The organism is Anabaena azotica SJ-1, from assembly GCF_047275885.1.
Lineage (GTDB): Bacteria > Cyanobacteriota > Cyanobacteriia > Cyanobacteriales > Nostocaceae > Trichormus_B > Trichormus_B azotica_A.
In genome coordinates this window covers 383984-406646 of sequence record NZ_CP178454.1, presented here as the reverse complement: position 1 = coordinate 406646, position 22663 = coordinate 383984, and the positions used below count along the sequence as shown (strand labels likewise).

At 38.0% G+C, this 22663-nt stretch carries 16 protein-coding genes; 10 read left to right on the top strand and 6 right to left on the bottom strand.

All coding sequences use genetic code 11. The features are described 5' to 3' along the window. Positions 1-2: 2 nt before the first annotated feature. The gene (locus tag ACLLO5_RS01735; protein WP_413173775.1) at positions 3-1187 is read right to left on the bottom strand and encodes a sigma-70 family RNA polymerase sigma factor; all 1185 of its coding nucleotides are present in this window, start codon (positions 1185-1187) and stop codon (positions 3-5) included. Between the two features lie 359 nt (positions 1188-1546). Between ACLLO5_RS01735 and ACLLO5_RS01730 the strand changes: the two genes are divergently transcribed. Continuing rightward, the gene (locus ACLLO5_RS01730) at positions 1547-3028 is read left to right on the top strand and encodes a calcium-binding protein (RefSeq protein WP_413173774.1); all 1482 of its coding nucleotides are present in this window, start codon (positions 1547-1549) and stop codon (positions 3026-3028) included. 555 nt (positions 3029-3583) lie between these two features. Then, positions 3584-3841, top strand: coding sequence for a hypothetical protein (locus ACLLO5_RS01725; protein ID WP_413173773.1), 258 nt, complete (start codon positions 3584-3586; stop codon positions 3839-3841). Between the two features lie 271 nt (positions 3842-4112). Here ACLLO5_RS01725 and mfd read toward each other — a convergent pair whose 3' ends face one another. Then, positions 4113-7613, bottom strand: a complete 3501-nt coding sequence (gene mfd, locus ACLLO5_RS01720) for a transcription-repair coupling factor (protein WP_413173772.1) — start codon at positions 7611-7613, stop codon at positions 4113-4115. A gap of 371 nt (positions 7614-7984) precedes the next feature. Here mfd and ACLLO5_RS01715 point away from each other — a divergent pair, with 371 nt between their 5' ends. Genes ACLLO5_RS01715 through ACLLO5_RS01705 form a run of 3 tightly spaced genes read left to right on the top strand, consistent with a single transcriptional unit; the run spans position 7985 to position 11447 of the window. Then, entirely contained in the window at positions 7985-9295 is a 1311-nt protein-coding gene (locus ACLLO5_RS01715) for a hemolysin family protein (RefSeq protein ID WP_413173771.1), read from the top strand. Between the two features lie 11 nt (positions 9296-9306). Next, positions 9307-10782, top strand: coding sequence for an AAA family ATPase (locus tag ACLLO5_RS01710; RefSeq protein WP_413173770.1), 1476 nt, complete (start codon positions 9307-9309; stop codon positions 10780-10782). Between the two features lie 2 nt (positions 10783-10784). After that, positions 10785-11447: a hypothetical protein gene (locus ACLLO5_RS01705; RefSeq protein ID WP_413173769.1), complete on the top strand. Its 663-nt coding sequence runs from the start codon at positions 10785-10787 to the stop codon at positions 11445-11447. Between the two features lie 11 nt (positions 11448-11458). Here the strand turns inward: ACLLO5_RS01705 and ACLLO5_RS01700 are convergent, their stop codons facing one another. Next, a complete protein-coding gene (locus ACLLO5_RS01700; protein WP_413175987.1) occupies positions 11459-12640 on the bottom strand; it encodes an aldo/keto reductase in 1182 nt (393 codons plus the stop codon). Between the two features lie 218 nt (positions 12641-12858). After that, complete coding sequence (gene rpiA, locus ACLLO5_RS01695; RefSeq protein WP_413173768.1) at positions 12859-13569, bottom strand: ribose-5-phosphate isomerase RpiA; 711 nt, start codon at positions 13567-13569, stop codon at positions 12859-12861. A gap of 395 nt (positions 13570-13964) precedes the next feature. Between rpiA and ACLLO5_RS01690 the strand changes: the two genes are divergently transcribed. The 5 genes from ACLLO5_RS01690 (at position 13965) to ACLLO5_RS01670 (ending at position 20677) form a co-directional block, all read left to right on the top strand. Further along, positions 13965-14681 (top strand): S-layer homology domain-containing protein, encoded by a 717-nt coding sequence (locus ACLLO5_RS01690; RefSeq protein ID WP_413173767.1) that lies wholly within the window; start codon positions 13965-13967, stop codon positions 14679-14681. A gap of 147 nt (positions 14682-14828) precedes the next feature. After that, positions 14829-16736, top strand: coding sequence for a 1-deoxy-D-xylulose-5-phosphate synthase (gene dxs, locus ACLLO5_RS01685; protein ID WP_413173766.1), 1908 nt, complete (start codon positions 14829-14831; stop codon positions 16734-16736). Positions 16737-16865: 129 nt separating this feature from the next. Next, positions 16866-17606 carry a phytochelatin synthase family protein gene (locus tag ACLLO5_RS01680; protein WP_413173765.1) on the top strand — a complete coding sequence of 247 codons (741 nt, stop codon included), beginning with the start codon at positions 16866-16868 and terminating at the stop codon, positions 17604-17606. Between the two features lie 166 nt (positions 17607-17772). Next, a complete protein-coding gene (locus tag ACLLO5_RS01675; protein WP_413173764.1) occupies positions 17773-18492 on the top strand; it encodes an SIR2 family NAD-dependent protein deacylase in 720 nt (239 codons plus the stop codon). 409 nt (positions 18493-18901) lie between these two features. Continuing rightward, complete coding sequence (locus tag ACLLO5_RS01670; RefSeq protein ID WP_413173763.1) at positions 18902-20677, top strand: sensor histidine kinase; 1776 nt, start codon at positions 18902-18904, stop codon at positions 20675-20677. Between the two features lie 208 nt (positions 20678-20885). On the opposite strand, the gene ACLLO5_RS01665 is transcribed toward ACLLO5_RS01670, so the two are convergent. Both ACLLO5_RS01665 and ACLLO5_RS01660 read right to left on the bottom strand, forming a co-directional pair. After that, a complete protein-coding gene (locus ACLLO5_RS01665; RefSeq protein ID WP_413173762.1) occupies positions 20886-21515 on the bottom strand; it encodes a hypothetical protein in 630 nt (209 codons plus the stop codon). A 27-nt stretch (positions 21516-21542) separates the two neighbouring features. Next, positions 21543-22562: a hypothetical protein gene (locus tag ACLLO5_RS01660; protein ID WP_413173761.1), complete on the bottom strand. Its 1020-nt coding sequence runs from the start codon at positions 22560-22562 to the stop codon at positions 21543-21545. Positions 22563-22663 lie beyond the last annotated feature (101 nt).

Genomic DNA, 22663 nt, shown 5'->3' with positions numbered 1-22663 from the left:
AATCAGGATGGCTCCATTTCAAACGCATTAGTATGGCTGTAATAATTGTTGAGCCATTCCTCTAAATTTTTGCTTATAGCATCCAATACGACAGGTGTTGGCGAGATATGCAAACTCACAATACTCCTCTGTGCCAGAGTAGTCAGTAATGAGCGTTTGATGCTGGCAAGACGACGAGAAACCTGATATTGCTTAAGGTCTAGTTGTTCCGCGATTTGTTGTTGAGTCAGCTTTTGCTGATAATAAGCTTGGAGTAATTTTTGAGACGGAATATCCAAAGCTGCTAAACTATCCATCAAAACTTGCTTTAATTGCGCTTTTTGTTTTTGTCTGGTGGCAATTTCTTCTTGGGTAATAATTTCTGTCAGTAGAGATGATACTAAATCTGCTGGTAACTTATCCAATAAATTATCTGATTCTTGTCCATCAATAGGAGCATCCACAGAAATAAACTTGGGATACAAAAAAACACGCACAGCTTGAGCGCCATTACTCAGCCATTCTTCTATCTTTTCTGGAGTCAGTTGGCTCAAACTTTGTCGATTATAAAGTTCAGTAATTGCTTGCCACATCGTCAGATTCGGTTTTCCTAACTGACGGATGGTTGTGCTGTTACTAGTGTAGAGTTCTTTAAAACATTCCCAAGCCAACACATAATTATTGATTATTTGACTGCTAAAACCAGCATTTTCCAAAGCATTAATAAATCGCTTACGACTGATTTTATGGAGCAAAGCCCAGTCTGTACAGATATCTGCTTCCTTTGTCTGACGGAGTGAATCTATGAGACAACGCTCAAAAGCATATCTCGCATAGCTTTTTAAATTCGTGCCGTAATCGGGATTAAAATTTTTGAGAATTTTGTCAATACAGGAAATAGCAATCTGAAAACAATCAGCAACAGAAAATTGACTGATAAAACTTTCAGCTATTTTTTGGGACACCCAGTAGCATACCTCTTGTAAATAAGCAGAAATATGTCCCACAGATAGGGAACTGGATTCAACCTGACCAATTTTGTACCAGTAAAGCACCCAAAAATTTTCAGATTTTTGTTGGGGATATTGTTCTAAGCATTTTTTTATACTTCGTTGTAATTTACTATCAGTTGCCCAAACGCTGAACCTGTCTGCATCAAACTGCACAAAGGTAGAGAAAATTTCAATAATGCCCTGTCTGGGTTGCATGAAAATTACGTGACTATAGAAAATTGAGAGTTTAAGAATTTCTACTTAATTGTAACATATAGCCTTTTAGGCATTTTCTACATATTTTTCCAAAATTTTTCTACCCAGGTGCATAACCACAAAAAGCTATCGTAATCATCCTTAGAAGGAAGATTCACCGCAAAAACACCAGCAACTAGGTGTCAATTAAGTGAAATAAAAATATCTTTCATCAGTGCCGATTTTTTTTAGACATAGGCAGACAAATTGAGAAATTTCGTTTGCATCAGGGTTTGAGATAACTTCTAGTTTTTTAAAACCTTGCCTCCGTATTTATTTAGTTTACACCTTAAAATTACACCTTCCAAGGAGAAATCTACATGGCTATCATTACTGGAACTCAATACGACGACAACAATTCTTTTAGATTCGTTAATGGCTTACTTGTTTTTGTGAAGTCCCTAGTAGGTACTGACTTTGATGATACTATCTCTGGATTAGCAGGGAACGATATTTTGATTGGTAATGGTGGTAATGATGTTCTCAACGGTGGTACTGGTGCAGACCAGATGACTGGTGGTACAGGCAATGATCTTTACTATGTTGATAACATTGGCGACGTAGTAACCGAGAATTTGAATGCAGGCACAGATACAGTTTATTCTTCTATTAGTTATGCCCTGACCGCAAATGTAGAAAACCTGAATCTGACAGGAATAACTAATATCAATGGATTTGGTAACAGTTTAAATAACGTCATTACAGGCAATAGTGGTAACAATGTCCTTTATAGCTATGGTGGTAATGATATTCTCAACGGTGGCGTTGGTGCGGACTCAATGTATGGTGGCTTAGGTAATGATATTTACTATGTTGATAACATTGGCGACGTAGTTAACGAGAATTTGAATGAAGGAACAGACACGGTTTATTCTTCTTTATTCTCTTACAGCCTGACCGCAAATGTAGAAAACCTCACCCTGACAGGGATTGCTAATATCAATGGATATGGCAACAGTTTAAATAATGTCATTGTAGGCAATAATGGCAATAATATCCTTTACGGTTATGCTGGCAATGACACCATTTATGGTCTGGGTGGTAACGATACTATAATTGGTGGTAGCGGTAAAGATACAATTTACGGTGGTACAGGAGATGACGAACTGGATGGTGGCGATTTTGATAATGCCATAGATAGTTTATATGGTGGACTTGGCAATGATATTCATGTAGTCAGCACTGTACAGTATTTTGTTGATCCCGGAAACTTGTTTGCTACTGCCCATTTTGATCTAGTGGTCGAGAACGTAGGAGAGGGAATAGATACAGTACGAGCTTCAGCGGATAAATATATCCTCACTGCAAATGTAGAAAACTTGGAATTGGTGGGGGCTGCTGTTATCGGCACAGGTAACGCACTTAGTAATAATATTTCCGGTAACACACTGAATAATAGCTTATATGGTGGTAAGGGCTATGACACCCTTAATGGTAAAGAAGGAAACGATTATCTTGATGGTTATGGCGGTGGTACAACCAACGAAGTAGATACCCTAATTGGTGGTAGTGGTGTTGATACGTTTGTTGTAGGTGACAGCATAGGTGGTGTCTACTACTTTGGTGGTGGTAATAATGACTATGCGAAGATTGTTGACTACCAAGTGGGTGTAGATAAAGTTCAACTGCTCAAAGGCAACTATACCTTGACAGAAGGCAACTTTGGATTAGGTATTGGTACTACCGCAGATACAGGTATTTACTACAACAATGATTTAATTGCTGTTCTCCAAGATATCGGCAAGAATCAGATCAATACAGCGCAAGATTTCATCTACCAAGAACCTTTGATTATTACCTAATTTTGGTAAGGTAAGCTTGACCTGAAATACTGATGATGATTGGAAGTTTGACACTGTTAAACTTCCAATTTTGATTTGAATAGCCCTTAGTGCGATCGCTAATGCAATTTTTCAGTAAATTTACAGTATAAGAGTAATCTGGGCGATAATTTTTTACGGCTTACTCTATCATCAAAAATTTTTTCAGCAAACCCTAATTAACAGATATTCATTGGCTTATATATCTGAATAGAAAAACTAATAGCTTAATTTGCAGTTATTTTCCAAAATCGTAGTTATAGCTACATACAATTATAGAAAGCATAGATAACATTAAAAAAATATTGTACTGGAAGAAAGCATTTTGAGAACAACCTTTTGTGTTCTGTGTTTATCTTCTTACCTTGCGGAAAACCGCATATAGGAGTCTATCTTCTTCAGAAATTTACCTGAGTTTAATAATTTAAAATTCCCCTGGCCTGATCTTTTAGGCTATAAGTTACCCCACAAGATTGAGGCAGGTATTAACGAAAACCTGTCATTATTCAATATAGGCTAAATGCAAAGGAGTTTACCATGCATCGACAAATGTGCTGGTTATCTAAGTCTAGCGGCGATGGAGAGAAAATATTACATTTGCAAATTGCACCCGGTCAACCTTGGCGGCCTTACACGGCGTTTCCTCAATTTTCAGTCCCAGATTATCAAATACCAGGTGGTTCTAAAGGCTGGGCAACTTATCAAAAACTCTTGAAAGCAGGCTGGAGTTTAGTCCCTAGCGCACGGGCAAATGAGTTTAGCAGTAATTTGGCAGAGTCAACGGTGCAGAATTAATAACTTCTGGCATAGCTATTATTACGGGGATCTACTGCTCCTTCTAAATTACCATTTTCTGTAACAGCGATTCCCATTATATTACCCCAAGGTTGTAGTGTCTTGGATTTTATATCCTCAACGGCATAAGTCTTGCAAGCTTAACGCATCTAAACCCCATGCTTCTGCGTGCAACTCATTGGGCAGCCACTGGTGATGTATGCGTTGTTTTAAGATGGGCAATGCCCATCCTAAGAAAGCGTTTTTGGACTGAGATCAATAAATCCATTCATCAAACTAAGACGGTTTCTGGAATAGCACCTTGCATTTTTCCGAAAGCATCTATTAACGTTTGCAATTGTTGTTCAGCTTTAAATACACCTAAACCTCTTGCTGTCACCTTGCCAGGGGAATAAACAAAGCGATTTCGCATAGTTTCAGTCAAATTTTCTGCTAACAAATTCCAAGCTGGTTCTTCCATTGGTGTTTCCAAGACAATGTGCTGTTTGTTCTCTGGTTTAATGCGGCTAAATCCGATATTTTTTGCTAATTGTTTTAATTCCATTACTTTCAAAAGTTGATTAGCGGGAACAGGTACTGCACCGTATCTATCAGTCCATTCTGCGGCAATGGATTTTAAGTCTTCTTTGGATTTTGCAGTTGCTACTGCACGATAAGCACTCATTTTCTGGTCAATATCGGTAATGTACGTGGAAGGAATAAATGCGGTGAGATTAAGGTCAATTTGGGTATCATCAACTTTGGGTATTTCTTGACCTCTAATTTCTCTAATTGCTTCCTCTAACATTTCCATGTACAAATCAAATCCGATAGCATCCATTTGACCAGATTGTTCTGCACCTAATAAGTTACCCACACCACGAATTTCCATATCTCGCATTGCTAATTGATATCCAGAACCGAGTTGGGTAAATTCTTGAATTGCTCTTAATCTTTGTCTGGCTGCGTCGGATAATTCCCGCTGTTTAGGATAAAATAACCATGCGTGAGCTTGTATTCCTGCACGTCCCACACGACCACGTAATTGATATAGTTGAGCTAAACCAAAACGGTGAGCATCTTCAATTAAAATGGTGTTAACTCGCGGAATATCTAAACCAGATTCAATGATTGTTGTGCAAACTAGGATATCAGCTTCATTATTTCCGAAGGTGAGCATGGTTGATTCTAACTCGCTTTCGTCCATTTGACCGTGTGCGATCGCAAATCTTCCCCCCGGTATCATTTCTCGCAAATTTGCAGTGGTCTCTTCAATTCCCTCCACTCGCGGAACTACATAAAAGACCTGCCCTCCTCTATCTAGTTCTTGTCGAATTGCACTTCTGACAATTTCCGGGTTTAAAGGTGCCAGATGGGTTTGAATTGGTCTTCTGGTGGGAGGTGGTGTGGTAATTAAGCTCATTTCCCGAATCCCAGATAAAGACATATACAAGGTTCTGGGAATGGGAGTAGCAGAAAGAGTTAAAACATCAACTTGAGTTTTCAGGCTTTTGATTTTTTCCTTTTGATTCACACCAAATCTTTGTTCTTCATCAATTACCAACAGTCCCAAATCTCGAAATTGTACACCTTTACCTAATAATTGATGTGTCCCCACAACAATATCTAATTCTCCAGTAGCCAGACGCTTTTGAATATTGCGCTTTTCTTCTGCACTACGAAAACGATTGAGTAAACCCACATTTACAGGATAAGGTGCAAAACGTTCTTTGATGGTGTGATAATGTTGTTGGGTTAAAATAGTTGTTGGTGCTAAAAGTGCGACTTGTTTACCTGCGGTGACAGCTTTGAATATAGCCCGAATTGCAACTTCAGTTTTACCAAAACCCACATCACCACAAACTAATCGATCCATGGGTCTTTCACTTTCCATATCCCGTTTCACATCTTGCACCGCTTTTAGCTGGTCTGTGGTCGGTTGGTATGGAAAAGAATCTTCCATTTCTTCTTGCCAAGGCATATCTGTGGGATAAGCATATCCTTGTTGTTGCGATCGCGCAGCATACAATTTTAATAAATCTACTGCTAATTTCTTAATCGCCTTACGGACTTTACTCTTGGTATTGTCCCAGGCTTTACCCGTCATTTTATGTAGTGCGGGTGCTTGATCTCCAGTGGTTCTAAACCGAGATAGAGAACCAACTTTATCAGCAACAACTTTCAATAACCCGTCAGCATATTGAATAACTAAATAATCACGGGTTTCATTATTAATTGTTAAACTTTCTAATTGGAGAAATTTACCAATGCCGTGACTACGATGAACAACAAAATCTCCTGGTCGTAATTTATTGGGGTCAACTTGTTTAGATATAGCTTTGCGACGTTTGCGGACATAACCAAAATTCGCTAAGGAATGTTGTCCGTAAAATTCGCGGTCTGTCACAATAACCAGACGGAAAGAAGGTAAAATGAAACCTTCTAATTCGGCTAAACCAGAATATTTGAGTGCGATAGGTGTATGGTTTATGCGTAGTTTATCTATCGCTTGATAATCACGGGGATTAGGGATAAACTGGGCAGGACAATCATGTTCTTGGAGTAGAGAAACAGAACGGGAAGGTTGAGCAGAAATTAGCCAAACTGCAAACTTGCGATCGCGTTCCTGTCTAATTGTCTCAGCTAACTTGGCAAACTGGTGAGGTGTTACAGGTAAAGGTCTACTGGCTAAATTAGTACCGCTATTTTCTTCTGCTAATTCTGATAAATATAACTTTTGAAAATTCCCCACTTCCATTAAACATTCATCAAAAGTCCGATGAATTTTGGGAACTTGCTGAGATTCTTCCCCAGTCCCCAGTCTCCACTGACTATCCGCATTTTCCACCCAGCGATCGCTATGGGCATGACATTGTTCTACCTCATCAATGGCAACCAGGGTATTTGCTGGTAAATAATCTAACAGTGAAGCGGGTTTGGCAAAGGCTAACCCTAAAAAACGCCTACTTCCCTCCAGTCCTGAATTTTCCAGGTCATCGACATCAGAATTTAACTTAGCACTCAACACACGAAACTCAGAACTCTGTTTCAGTGCTGCCAAAACCATCGGTGAAAAACTTGTCGGGGTCAGAAATATTTGTTCCACTTTATCTAAAGCAGAACGTTGAGTAGCCGGATCAAATTCCCGAATTTGTTCGATTTCATCCCCAAACCATTCCAACCGCACTGGTAACTCCGAGGAAACGGGAAACACATCCACAATATCCCCCCGTCTACTCCATTGTCCTTCCGTTTCTACCAACGGCACCCGTTCATAGCCCAAAGTGGTGATTTTTTCACTGAACTCATTTAAATCGTATTCCAGACCCTTTTTTAAAGACAGACAAAAAGATTTAAATGCTTCTGGGGGTGGTAAATGTGGTTGTAATGCCCCTACAGTAGCAATAATGGCCGTATTCCTATTAGGCAACTGACTACTAACTACTGAGGACTGACCATTGGCCAAATCGGCTAAAACTTGCATTTGTCCCCAACTTAACTCAGTTTCCGGGTCAAAAGGTTCATAGGGAGAGGCTTCTGAGGCAGGGTAAAAATGTACAGTTTTCCATCCCATCGCTTCCATTTGGGCATAAACCCGTCCGGCTTCTTCCAAAGTGGCACAGATCACGCACAAATCCCTACCCTCATTGTTGGCTAAAGCTGAAGCTACAAGACCCTTGGGTAAACGGGAAATGCCATTTAATCGCAGTTCTTGGTACTTTTTGAGTTTGGTAATTAATTCTGCGGTGAGAGGCGATCGCGCCAAAGCACGCACAATAGAAGAAAAGGCCATAAGTTAATACTAGAATTAGAAGTCTTCAGAAATGAGAAAATTTTAGATGTAGTTATATAACCATTTTAGAAGCCAGATGGGGGAGATGGGGGAGATGAGGGAGATGGGGGAGCAGGGGAGCAGGGGAGCAGGGGAGCAGAGGGGCAGGGGGGAAAGATTAATTCCTTCTTTTTCCTTCTTTCTTCTTCCTCCTGAACTCCTGATAGCGTTCACGTAGTGTGCCGAAGGCATAGCGTGGCGTTAGCCATACTCCTGACTCCTGCCTCCTGACTCCTGACTCCTGAATCTTGACTTCTACTTATTCTCTGTTCCCTTTACATTAGATACTAAGAATCAAGCTACCTTCGCTTTTTATAGCGGTAATTTTAAAAATGTCTTCCATCAGTGTTGAAATTCTCATTATTTTGGTGCTAATCTTTGCCAACGGTGTATTTTCTATGTCCGAGATGGCGATAGTCTCGGCACGGAAGGTCAGATTACAGCAATTAGCTAATCAAGGCAACCTCAATGCCAGGGCTGCATTAGAACTAGCTGAATCTCCCAATCATTTTTTGTCTATTGTCCAGGTTGGAATTACACTGATCAATATTCTCAATGGTGTATTTGGTGGTGCTACCATTGCCCAAAGGCTAGAGGGGTATGTGAAGCTAGTTCCATTATTAGCTGGTTATAGCCAACCCATAGCTTTTAGTTTAGTTGTATTATTAATCACCTATTTTTCCCTAATTATCGGTGAACTCGTACCCAAACGGTTAGCGTTAAATAACCCCGAACGAATTGCTGCAACTGTCGCTATTCCCATGCGGGCTTTGGCTGCTTTAGCTTCCCCAGTGGTGTTTTTATTAAGTGCTTCGACAGAAACAGTGTTGCGAATTTTGGGAATTACACCTTCTGATGAACCGCAGGTTACGGAAGAAGAAATAAAAATTTTAATAGAACAAGGGACGGAAGCGGGAACTTTTGAGGAAGCAGAACAGGATATGGTGGAAAGGGTATTTCGGTTAGGCGATCGCCCTGTAACTGCTTTCATGACACCCAGACCGGATATAGTTTGGTTAGACTTGGAAGATCCAGCCGAAGAAAACCGCCTCAAAATGGCTGAAAGTGCCTATTCTCGATATCCAGTTTGTCAAGAAGGACTAGATAACGTGCTGGGAATCATTCCTGTGACGGACTTATTAGCCAGAAGTTTACGCAATGAACCTTTAGACCTAACCCTAGAATTACGTCAGCCTGTATTTGTACCCGAAAGCACTCGTGGTTTAAAAGTTTTGGAGTTATTCAAACAAACCGTAACTCACATGGCCTTAGTAGTCGATGAATACGGCGTAATTCAAGGCTTAGTAACTTTAAATGACATCATGAGTGAAATCGTCGGTGATGTTCCCGCAGGCCCCGGACAGGAAGAACCACAAGCTGTACAACGGGAAGATGGTTCTTGGTTAGTAGATGGAATGTTACCTGTAGAAGAATTTTTGGAACTTTTTGATCTTGAAGAACTGGAAAATGAAGAAAGAGGAAATTATCAAACATTAGGCGGTTTTATTATCACCCATTTAGGACGTATTCCCGCAGCCGCTGATCATTTTGAATGGGATGGGATGCGTTTTGAAGTTATGGATATGGATGGAAATCGGGTAGATAAGGTACTAATTGTGCCAAGAGTGACTAATAATAGGTAATTGGTGATTTTATGCTGACCAGGTTAAAAGTATCTGGTTTTAAAAACCTTGTCGATGTAGATGTTCGATTTGGTTCATTTACCTGTGTAGCAGGTGCTAATGGAGTCGGCAAATCTAACTTATTTGATGCTATTAGATTTTTGAGTGCGATCGCAGATCGTCCTCTAATTGATGCTGCTTTATCTGTGCGCGATGAAAAAGGTAAAACGGCAGATGTTCGCAGTTTATTTCATCGAGTTGGTGATGAATATGCCAATGAAATGTCCTTTGAAGCCGAAATGATTATACCAGCAGAAGGTGTAGATGATTTAGGTCAACAGGCAAAAGCTAGTATTACCTTTCTGCGTTACTCCCTAACTCTTGCTTACCGTGAAGATGATAAATTACGGTCTTTAGGTTCACTAGAAATTATCAAAGAAGAATTAGTTCACATTAAGTTAGGTGATGCTAAGAAAAATCTATTATTTCCTCACAGGATTGATTGGTTCAAATCGGCAGTGAAAGGACGGAGAACATCACCATTTATTTCCACTGAATTTGATAAAGAAAAAACAATCATTAAACTACATCAAGATGGTGTTAAAGGAAATGCTATATCTCGACTAGCGGAACATCTTCCCCGAACTGTACTTTCTGTAGCCAATGCTGCTGAGAGTCCTACAGTTTTACTAGCAAGACGAGAAATGCAATCTTGGCGTTTATTACAATTAGAACCTTCCGCATTACGCCAACCAGATGAATTTACATCCCCTACAAAAGTAGACATGGATGGTTCTCATTTAGCTGCTACACTTTATCATCTAGCAAAATTAAATCAAAATTATTCCACTAATGAAACTGAAAATGATCAAATAGAAGCACAAGTTTATAGTCAACTTGCTAATCGTTTAGCAGAACTAATTGATGATGTAGGTGAAGTCAGCATTGACCGAGATGAAAAAAGGCAACTTTTAACATTAATGGTTACTGCTAGAGATGGTACATCACATCCAGCAAGGGCATTATCAGATGGAACTTTGCGTTTTTTAGCCTTAGCAGTTTTAGAATTAGACTCACAAACACAAGGTATTTTGTGTTTAGAAGAACCAGAAAATGGTATTCATCCAGCAAGTATTTCTAAAATACTCCAATTGCTGCAAGAAATTGCCACAGATGTTGATTATCCCATTGATATAGATAACCCATTACGTCAAGTAATTATCAACACTCATTCACCTGCTGTAGTGATGCAAATACCTGATCATAGTTTATTGGTTGCTGAATTAAAAGAAAAAATAAGTTCAGGAAAAAGATTTAAACGATTATCCTTTGCTTGTTTACCAAATACTTGGCGAGAAAAAGCACCTGAAGGAGTAAATGTTGTTTCTAAAGGTAAACTGCTTGATTATTTAAATCCAGTCATAATAGACGAATCAGAAACTAATCAAAAGCGCGTTGTAGATAGACAAGATTTACAAATTCTTATTCCTGGTTCTTTTGCTGAATAGCCATGAAAGAACTTTCCTACACTTTACTATCAGATAGCAGTTCAGATAAAGCTTTGATGCCTATTCTCACCTGGTTATTAAGAGAAAACCAAGTTAATTGTTCTATTCAACCACAATGGGCAGATTTACGACGTTTACGCGAAGTTCCCAAAACTTTAGCACAAAAAATTATCAAAAGCCTAGAACTCTATCCTTGTGACCTATTATTTATCCATAGAGATGCAGAAAAAGAACCACGAGAAAATCGCGTAATTGAAATTTGCAAAGCATTAGAAGAAGTTCAAAAATCTGTGATAGTCCCACCAGTTTATATTTGTGTGATACCAGTGCGGATGCTAGAAGCATGGCTTTTATTTAATGAATCATCCATCAGGAACGCCGCCGGAAATCCCCGTGGAAAAGAACAATTACAAATACCAGATATTCGTAAATTACAACAATTACCTGATCCAAAAAATGTTCTTCATCAATTGCTTTTAATAGCTAGTGGTTTAACTGGCCGGAGATTGAAGCAATTTAATGTACATGAAAGTATTCATCGTTTAGCAGATTTAATAGATGATTTTTCTCCACTACGGACTTTATCTGCTTTCCAAGAATTAGAAGTGGAAATTCAACAAGTTGTAGAAATACAAGGTTGGAATGTATTTTTAGAAAATCTCTAATACAATACAATTCAACTCTGAGACAATCGCTTCACCTCTGCACCCCCTAATATTTCCTGGGCTGTTGCTAACATCTGCGGTATTTTTTCAGCGTGGGGACTATTAACAAGACATTCTCGTAAATCTAATTCTTCTAAGTTATTAACCCTGTTACCAGGAAACCAAGAACCACCACTACCTAAGAGGTTATAACGCATTTTTCCATACTCAATCATGTCATAAGCTAAGGCTAAATTTAACAACCATAAAATCACTCGGATATTTACTTCTCCTGGTGTTTGTTCCCAAGATGGTAAATTAGTTTCCCAGGTTTTTACCCAATCTTCTCCGAAAGTTTCTATGGCTGCATTTTCTAAACGTTTGAGAATGGGAGATAAAATTTCTTCGGCTTTATCTAATAATTCCAATGTTTTTAAATGTTCATCAAAATCACTTGGTTTTGCTGCACCTATACTTAAAGTATGCACTTGGGGATGACTTAAACAAAATAAATCATTAAACACCATTGGACTCAATGGACTACACAAATTAACTAATTTTTCTGATGGTTGATATAATAATCCACCTTTATTAGATGGACTAATAATAAATACGCCCATATCTAATTTGTTGGCGGCTTCAATAGCAGACCAATTCCATTGATTAATGTAGTACCAGTGTAAATTTACATAATCGAATTGATTGGTATTAATTGCCTGTATAATTAAATCTGTAGGAGCATGAGTAGAAAAACCAATAAATCTGATCTTTCCTTCTGCTTGTAACTGTTTTGCTACTTCTAAACAACCACCTACACGAATACTATGATCCCAAATTTCAGCATTATTAATTCCATGTAAACCAAATAAATCGACATAATCTAACTGGAGATAGGCCAAAGATTTTTCAAAAGTCTGGCGGAATTCTTGAGGATCGGCAACAGGAGAAACTTTAGTTTGGACAATTAACTTTTCACGAGGAAATTGAGGGAGTATTTTTCCTAACTGCATTTCTGAAGTTCCATAACCTCTTGCAGTTTCAATATGAGTAATTCCTATTTCTAATGCACGACGAATTACTGCTTCTAGGTTTTGTTGATTATCTTGAGGAATTTCCTCTGGTGTCACATCTTGCCATTTAAATTGATATCGCATTCCCCCGCAAGAAAATACTGGCATTTGTAATTCTGTGCGTCCAAATCTTCTATACAACATCATATTTAAGATTCTAATTTTTCATTTTTCAGGTGGGCATTGCCCACCCTACTAATTTTAAAGTCCTTCGGGCGAGGCAGAAGGCAGAGGGCAGGAGGCAGAAGGCAAAAGGGAAAATTTTTCATGAAGAATAAAGCCTTTTTGCCTCGAACATTTGGGTTTGAATCCCCCTCTAATTGGCCTCCTGCCTCCTGCCTTTCAACTCCTGCCTCCTTCAACTACATTCTCCGCACAACAGGTTTACCGTCAATCACTTCACCAATTAAAACCACATCAGCACAGTTGACGAAGATGCCATTTTCTAAAACACCAGGAATATTGTTCAGGGTTTTTTCCAAATTTACAGGGTCACTTATGTTATCAAATCTGACATCTATGACCATGTTGCCTTGGTCAGTAATCACAGGCCCTGCTTTTTTGACACCCATTCGTAATTCTGGTATCCCACCTAGTTCTTTAATCGCATTGGTGACAGGGGTAAGTGCCATTGGGATCACTTCCACAGGTACAGCAAAACTAGAACCTAATTTTTCAACTAGTTTGCTACTATCAACTACAACAATAAATTGGGCTGCGAGATAATCTACCACTTTTTCGCGGGTATGTGCTGCACCACCGCCTTTAATCAAGTTTTTGTGGGGGTCAACTTCGTCAGCGCCATCTATGGCAATATCAATATGGTCGATAGCGTCTAAAGTGGTGAGAGGAACGCCGTACTGTTTGGCTAAAACTTCTGACTGAAATGATGTGGGGACACCGACAATATCTTTAAGTTCACCAGATTTGAGGCGATCGCCCAAATACTGAATAGTGTAAGCTGTAGTTGACCCCGTACCCAATCCAACGATAGAACCTGATTTTACCATTTCAGCGGCGGCTTTGCCAACTTCTTGCTTCATCAACTTGACGGGATCTGCTGCTACGGACATTCCTAAACTCCTGAAAATTGAACAAAATTGAATACTCTCTTACAGCCGAATATACTACAAAATTGGTAATAGATAATGGGTAATCGGTAATTGCTAGTTGATAATTGATAATTAAGCAGATATTAAATCTATAAAAGTAAGAATTCAGGAGTCAGGAGTCAGAATACTTATGAAATGAAGAATAGTCCAGAAGTGAGATTTGATCACAATCATCAGAGTTGAATAAAAACCCCTTTATTTTCCTGACTTGGAGTATTCTCTATCCTGAATACTTACCTAAGAAATTATCCATTATATATAATAATTATCTAATAATTCATGAATTAAAAAATCAGAAACTTTAATACTTAAACTAACGTCATCACCACCAATGCAGTGTGCAAATTTTCATAACCATGAAAAATAACTATTCAATAAAGAAAATCTCAAAAACTTCTCTCTGCCTTCTGGTACTGGGTACATGGACTTTATTAACCTGTGTGCAAACCAGCCCCTTAATTATCCAGGCACAAGCTACAGAACCACATTCTATTAGTAATTACGATTATATTCAAAAAGTTCTAGAAGCAAAATTGATGGATAACTTACCCGATGGTCAATTTTATCCAGAAAAATTAATTAGTCGGGCAGAATTAGCATCAATTTTAGTTAAAGCCTTTTATTTAGATAAACGAGAAATAGCCAAACAAAAAAAAGCCATAATTGTCCCAGATGTGCCTAAATATCATTGGGCATATCAAGATATTCAGACAGTGCTAAAAACCGATATTATGAAAGGCTATCGGGGGAATATGTTTTTCCCAAATCAAAAAGTAACTAGGGCTGAAGGGTTAGCAATTTTTGCCCAAGCTTACGGAGTATTTCAATTTCCTGATCAAACCATCAACGAAATTTTGAGACCCTACCCAGATGCAGCAATTATACCTAATTGGGCTAGAAAAGCGATCGCCACAGTCATCACAGAAGAATTCATTAATACCGATGCCCAAGGCAATATTCAGCCATTAAACCCCATGACCCGTGGTGATATGGCTTATCTATTAAGTAAATATTTGCAACGACAAAAACCACAAGCAGAAACACCAGTAGTTCCCACCAGCCTGCAATTTTGATGAATACAAGGATAAACATAGCTACTGACCACTAACCAAAGTTATACTGCTACAACAACATTAATGACAGTCAGATACTTGTAGCCACCTGAGCGTGTGAAAATTAAATAATGCCAAAAGTAGAGTTAGAGAGGAAAACCCTATAGTATGCATCTGAGTGAAATAACCCATCCTAACCAGTTACATGGTTTGTCTATTCGGCAATTGCAACAAATTGCCCGTCAAATCCGAGATAAGCACCTACAAACCGTAGCAGCAACTGGAGGGCATTTGGGGCCAGGTTTGGGAGTTGTAGAATTAACTCTAGGGCTTTACCAGACATTAGACTTAGATCGGGACAAAGTTATTTGGGATGTGGGACATCAAGCTTATCCCCACAAATTAATCACCGGACGTTACAGCAACTTCCACACTCTCAGACAAAAAGACGGAGTAGCCGGTTATCTCAAACGCTGCGAAAACAAATTTGACCACTTTGGTGCAGGACACGCTTCAACCAGTATCTCAGCCGCTTTAGGCATGGCTTTAGCCCGTGACTTAAAAGGGGAAAAATTTAAATCCGTCGCAGTCATTGGAGATGGCGCTTTAACTGGTGGTATGGCGCTAGAAGCTATCAACCATGCAGGACACTTACCCAAAACTAACCTGCTAGTGGTTCTCAATGACAACGAAATGTCAATTTCTCCCAACGTGGGAGCGATTCCTCGTTATCTTAATAAAATGCGTCTGAGTCCACCAGTGCAGTTTCTCTCAGATGGCATTGAAGAACAGCTAAAACATATTCCTTTCGTTGGTGAATCTATTTCCCCAGAACTGGAACGCATTAAAGAAGGAATGAAGCGGTTAGCAGTTCCCAAAGTCGGTGCAGTTTTTGAAGAACTGGGCTTTACCTACATGGGACCAGTAGATGGGCATAATTTAGAGGAGTTGATTGCTACATTCCAACAGGCACATAAAATTACTGGCCCTGTTTTAGTTCACGTAGTTACAACTAAAGGTAAAGGTTATGAACTAGCTGAAAAAGATCAAGTAGGCTACCATGCCCAAAACCCATTTAATTTAGCCACTGGTAAAGCTATACCTTCCAGCAAACCCAAACCACCTGCTTACGCAAAAGTCTTTTCTCACACCTTAGTCAAACTAGCCGAACAAAACCCCAAAATTGTCGGTATTACGGCAGCAATGGCCACAGGTACAGGTTTAGATAAACTACAAGCCAAACTTCCAAATCAATATATTGATGTGGGTATTGCAGAACAACACGCTGTTACTCTCGCTGCGGGACTAGCCGCTGAAGGTATGCGTCCCGTTGCTGCTATTTATTCCACCTTCTTACAACGTGCCTACGACCAAATCATTCATGATGTCTGCATCCAAAACCTGCCTGTGTTCTTCTGTTTAGACAGGGCTGGTATAGTAGGCGCTGATGGGCCAACTCACCAAGGTATGTATGACATTGCTTATATGCGATGTATTCCTAACATGGTAGTAATGGCTCCCAAGGATGAAGCCGAACTACAACGCATGGTAGTGACAGGTATTAACCATACCACTAGCCCAATTTCTATGCGCTTCCCCCGTGGTAATGGTCACGGTGTACCTTTGATGGAAGAAGGTTGGGAACCTTTGGAAATTGGTAAAGGAGAAATTCTCCGTCAAGGTGATGATGTGTTAATTCTCGGCTACGGCACAATGGTTTATCCAAGTATGCAAGCTGCGGAAATTCTCAGCGAACATGGCATTGAAGCAACAGTCATTAATGCCCGTTTCGTGAAGCCTTTAGACACAGAGTTGATCTTACCTTTGGCTAAACAAATCGGCCGGGTCGTTACTTTAGAAGAAGGCTGTTTAATGGGTGGCTTTGGTTCTGCGGTAGCTGAAGCTTTACTTGATGCTGATGTTTTAGTTCCAGTAAAGCGGATTGGTGTACCAGATATTTTGGTAGATCATGCTACTCCTGATGAATCTTTTGCCGCGTTAGGTTTGAGTAGTCGTCAAATAGCAGAAACTGTTTTGCAGGCTTTCTTCAAGAAAGAATTAGCTGTTGTGAAATAATTCTTATTTGTGGAGACGTTCTTTGGAATGTCTCTACAACCATCTACAGATCCTGGGCTTCTTCAAAAAATCGTAAATTTAGTTGATCAGCACAGACAAAACTGGCCATTTCAGTAAACCCAAATAAATATGAAAAATCACAAATATTTAACCGTTAAAACTTATGTGATTTCTTTGATAATAGCATTATGTTTTTCTGGAGAAAATACTGTAGCACAAATCTTAGTTAGTCCAAAAAACTTAATTGCTTTTGATTCACTAGAAGGTGAAAACTTATTATTTGAAAGTAAATATCGGTCTGACTTTTTCCCTTTAAGTATGCAATTTGTAACTCAAGATAATCTTGCTTATTGTGGTGTTGCAAGCATGGTCATGGTGCTAAATAGTTTAAAAATATCTGCTCCGGAAACACCAGAGTATAGAGAATTTAAAATATTTACCCAAAACAACTTTTTTAATAATCAAAAAACTCGACAAGTTATAACACAAGAAAAAGTTGCCCGTAGTGGAATGTCTTTACAACAATTAGGAGGATTATTAGCAAGTTATGATGGTGTAAAAGTAAAAATTTATTATGCAGGTGATAGCAATTTACAAAATTTTCGCAAATTAGCAGCAGAGAATTTAAAGCAACCAGGAAATTTTGTTTTAGTTAACTATTTACGCAAAGAAATAGGACAGGAAACAGGCGGTCATATTTCACCTTTGGCAGCATATAATGAAGTAGCAGATAGATTTTTGATTATGGATGTTTCTCGTTATAAATATCCACCAGTTTGGGTAAAAGCGGCTGATTTATATAAAGCAATGAATACAGTTGATTCAGCTTCTGGAAAGACACGGGGTTTTGTATTTGTGAGTAAGGAATAAAAAATTAATCATCACATCATATAAATATAGCGATCCTATTTGAGTTGAGAACTTATCGGTTAGGGAAGGGAAGGGAACAGGGAATAGGGAAGAGAAAGTAAAGTGTTCATGAATCATTTAGGATTGCTATATCAGTTAAAAAATAAATCAATAAATCTGTAAATTTATGATTGTTGTTTTTAGTGGTGCAGGGCTTTCCGCAGAAAGTGGAATTCCTACCTTCAGAGGTGCTGGGGGACTGTGGGAAGGATACAAAATAGAAGAAGTTGCAACACCATTGGGTTGGATGCAAAATCAAAAATTAGTCCTAGATTTTTATGCCCAAAGATTTGTACAAATGCAAGAATGTCAACCTAATGCAGCACATTTTGCTATTGCTGAATTAGCAAATCATTTTGATGTGGTTTGTATTACTCAAAATATTGATACTCTTTTAGAAAAAGCTGGAGTCAAAGATGTATGGCATATTCATGGACGCATTGATTATCAAAAATGTGAATGGCATTTTGGTATCCCCCCCATGTATGCAGAATGGCAATGTGATTATCAAGCCCAAATTAATAAACCTGTGCAATGGGGTGATTTGTGTCCAAAATGCGGTAAAAAATTACGTCCAGATGTGGTTTGGTTTGGGGAAGCAGTAGATATGCAAGTTGATAATTTATATAAAATTCAATCTCAGGTAAATATATTTATTGTTGTGGGTACTTCTGCACAAGTTTACCCGGCTGCTAATTTATTGAAGTTTTTTCAAGATGTACCAGAAAAATATTTTATAGATCCTCATCCTAATACTGAAGTACTAGCAGGTTTTACAGTGATGACAGGTACTGCTACAAAACATTTACCAGCTTTAGTAGAAGCTATCAAATTAAAGTTGATTTAATGCAATTTTTATCTAATTTAAAGATTTGACAATCCCCAGGCTAAAGCCGTTCGCGCAAGCGTCTCGCCAGAGATGGGGCAATGACTTGCCGTTAACTGAGGGCTAAAGCCCTTAATAGGCTTTCATTCCTGCTATCAAGAACGGTTAAGTTTTAGAGCTTGGTGTAAAAACTTTACCTCAAAAGTTTTCAGACTAACTCCTTATTACCATAAATCTTACACAACTTTTACACATTTTCTCTCTATATTTTTGAATATGCTACTCAACCAAGCAAGGGTAAACTGTGGCTATTTCAAAATTCCTCTCTGAAACTTCCCCTCCTAGATATTTTTAACCATTTAAGTAAGTAAATATAAGGAGGTGTATTCTTAGTCTATAAAACAGGAAATTTTTATAGGAGATATGTATTATGTATGACTTAAAAAATTTTACTTTGAAAGATATGTCAGAATGCGGTTTAGCTCTGCGTCATTTAGGCAAAGAAGCTAACAGTATGGAAGATGCCAGTAATTATATTATCCAATATCTTTATGATAATTTAATTGATAAGCAGTCTGGGGAAAGATCCTGTGCGCTTATCCGTTTTTTTAAAACTAATTCTTACGAAAAACTCACACCAGAACTACAAGCATATACAGATAGTTTATTAGGCCAATATGTACCAGAAAATAATCTCAAATGCTTAACATTATTGGCAACCATTGGGCAAGTTCCAGAATGGAACTCACGACATAAATCTGAAGGACACAAGGTAATTCCTCTCTTCAGCGAAGAGACACTTCATAGCACACCTATGATTTTCCAACTGATCCAACAACTAGGGCTAAATCTTGGCACTGTCATACGACCAGAGCCAGATTTATTAACGGATTTAGAACAGCGAATGTATAATGTCTTTTATATTCCTGATGCCTTGGATAGTCCTTATATTCCTGCACAAAGATCATTTGTAATTCCGTATAATATCAAGTCTGTAATTGGCTTTGGAGGATTATTACCTTCAGGTAACATATTTGTAATTCTCATGTTCTTGAAAGTGAAAATTCCTCAGATCAATGTCGATTTATTGCGTCCATTAGCGTTAAATGTCAAGATGGCAATACTACCGTTTGATAATGGCAGAGTTTTCAACAGTGATGAAAAATCTCTTGTCAATGATCAACTTGGAACAACAACACAAAATGAAACTGTTCAATATCTCAAATCACAAATAGCAACCTTAACTCAGTTATTAGATGTATCTGAGAGGTCTATGATCAGTCAATCCGCTCGTTTAGAAAAAACAAACGCCCACCTTGAAGAGACCTTAAAACAGCTTCAATCTACTCAAATACAAATAATCCATAACGAAAAAATGTCTAGTTTGGGTCAGCTTGTGGCAGGTATTGCGCATGAAATTAATAACCCTGTTAACTTTGTTAATGGTAATTTAAAATATGCTGTAGAATATACCAATTTAATATTACAACTAATCCAAAAATATCAAGAGCATTATCCAGATCCTCCCCAGGAAATTCAACAATTAAGTGAAGATATTGAATTAGAATTCCTAACTCAAGACTTAACTAGAATTTTAAGCTCCATGATGCTGGGAACTAAACGAATTACTGAAATTGTTAAATCGTTGCGAAACTTCTCTCGTTTGGATGAGGCAGAAATTAAGCAAGTTCATCTTCATGAAGGCATAGATAGCACTTTAATGCTTTTAGAACATCGCTTGCAAGCTAAAGATAAATATCCCAAAATTCAAGTTATTAAAGAATATCATCAATTACCTTTAATAGAATGTTATCCTGGTCAGATAAATCAAGTTTTTCTAAATATCCTTACTAATGCTATTGATGCCTTACAAGATGGTAATAAATCATGGTTTATAGGTAATAATCAATTAGAAAAACCCCATTACTTATTACCAACGATTCGCATTCGCACTGACTTAATTGATCAAGAATGGGCAGAAATAAGCATTGCTGATAATGGTTCTGGAATAGATGAAAAAGCACGTACAAAATTATTTGAGCCTTTTTTCACTACTAAACCAGTGGGTACAGGCACAGGTTTAGGTCTAGCGATCAGTTATCAGATTATAGTCGAAAAACATGGTGGACAAATTAGCTGTGTTTCTCTTCCTGGGAAGGGGTCAGAATTTGTGATTAAGATTCCTGTGAAGGCTCAATATCTGTAAATTCAGCATTCCAATTTTGATTTTAACAAACCAGAAAATCTGTGTTTTTTGTATGGAAATTAAGCATAGATATTCAATTTCAGATAAAATTATTGTATAATTATTCAGCTTTTTCAGGCTTATGCCAAAAATATTTATTTGATAATTAACCTATTTCTCAAATATTCTGATTCCTGTACGGGTGTATCCCTTACGGGAGATGGAAGTATCAGCTAGGGAATAACTCTTGTTTGATATTCAACCGGGCTAATTCTTCAGCAGATTCTAACATTAAAGGTGTAAAGTAGATACATTGACGCTGTAAAAATCGCTCTAATACTTGTCTCCTACCTGTAATATATTCAGCATCGGAAACCCAAGCATATTCTTGACGAATGGCTTTAGCATATTTTTGATACTCAACCGATTCAGCAGCTAAGATTGCTAAATCTGCATCAAGTAATACTTGACTATCTATATCCTGTGCTTGGTGATTTTTAGTAGCCATAATTAGATTTTTAACTTTAGTAGTAGTGCTGGTTGGAATTGCTAAAGTGTTCAGCATTTCAACAGCATAGTCAGCACTTCTCTCTTCGTTATCTTGAAGATGAGTATCATATATGACATCATGAAACCAGGCAGCCAGTTGTACAGAAGCTAAATCTTGGACATAGTTTTGCAATACATCTATTTTACTAAGGACATAGTGAATATGTTGTAGAGTATGATAATGGCGACTGGGGCTAGAATAAATTGCCACTAGTTGAGGAAATAATTGATTTGCTATTATTGGGTCAACACCAAAGGGTTGCAATGTGTGTTGCCAGTGAGCTAATAATATAGCTGTCAGATTAATCAATAGTTATCACCTTGGATATATTTAATACTATCTCTGATTACCATTGTTTACTTGTTGCATTTGTCCAGGATAAGATAAATTAGGCTGCTGTATAGTATTATTGCTATAATTTCCAGATCCTATGGGAGTTGTTGAGTTAACAACACCTGAATTTGGAGGTTGAAGAAGATAAGGATTATTCGGTACAGGATTGATTACATTTGTGGTTATATCTTTATTTGGTGTTGCTTGAAGGTTATTAAAATTAGTGTAAGAGTTTTGTGGCTGATTTGTGACAGTGGGTTGAATGTAACCCATATTATAACTAGCTGGTAAAGCCTGATTAGGTAAGCTGTTATTAGGTGAAATTTGCCTTATTCCTATATTGATATCCAGAGGATTAGTTTGATTGGTATTAAGTGATTGTTGAATGGTTGTTCCCAAAGTATTACCCACAACATTATGCTGATTATTTTTATTAATTAGATCAATCGCTAAATTATCAGCAGTTGTTGGGGATGTTTTACTTGGTAATGTAGTTATATTATTAATACCTAAAAACTCATTCTCTACATAATTTCTATCAAATTTTAATAAATGTTGTGTTTGTACCACGAAAGGATTTTTTGCGCTTGGTGAAGAAACATTGCTAACGGTTATTAATCTAGAGTTAGATTTGACTTCATTTGCAGCAACATTTTGTTGATTAATTTCATCTTCCACAAATATGGGACTGTTATTTTTCTCAGTCTTCTTTTCAACATTGATCGTGGTTGTAGATAAAGTTGCTTGGGCGAAATCACTGAACAATGTAGGCATATTATCAATATCTGCTGCGATCGCTTTATCTTCCTCAGAAATATCAGTAGCCTCTTTCTTAACAGTTTCTTTATTGGGTTCTTGATTTGGCTGTACAGTAAAAATGCCTGGATTCGACCAATATGCCCTCACCACCAGTGCTACGGCTACTAAAAAAAATCCAGTCCCCCAAAAACTAGGTCGCAGGAAATTGGATAATCTAGCTTTAAGGTAGCGGAAGTAAGCAGGGGGATAATTGCGTTCTGGCATAATTTTGTCCAATTGAATGGGTGATAAATTGGCAAAACCTAATGGCAGGAGATAGGAGGGGAAAAGGCAATCTGTTACATCAGTTTTTAAACTGTTTTTAC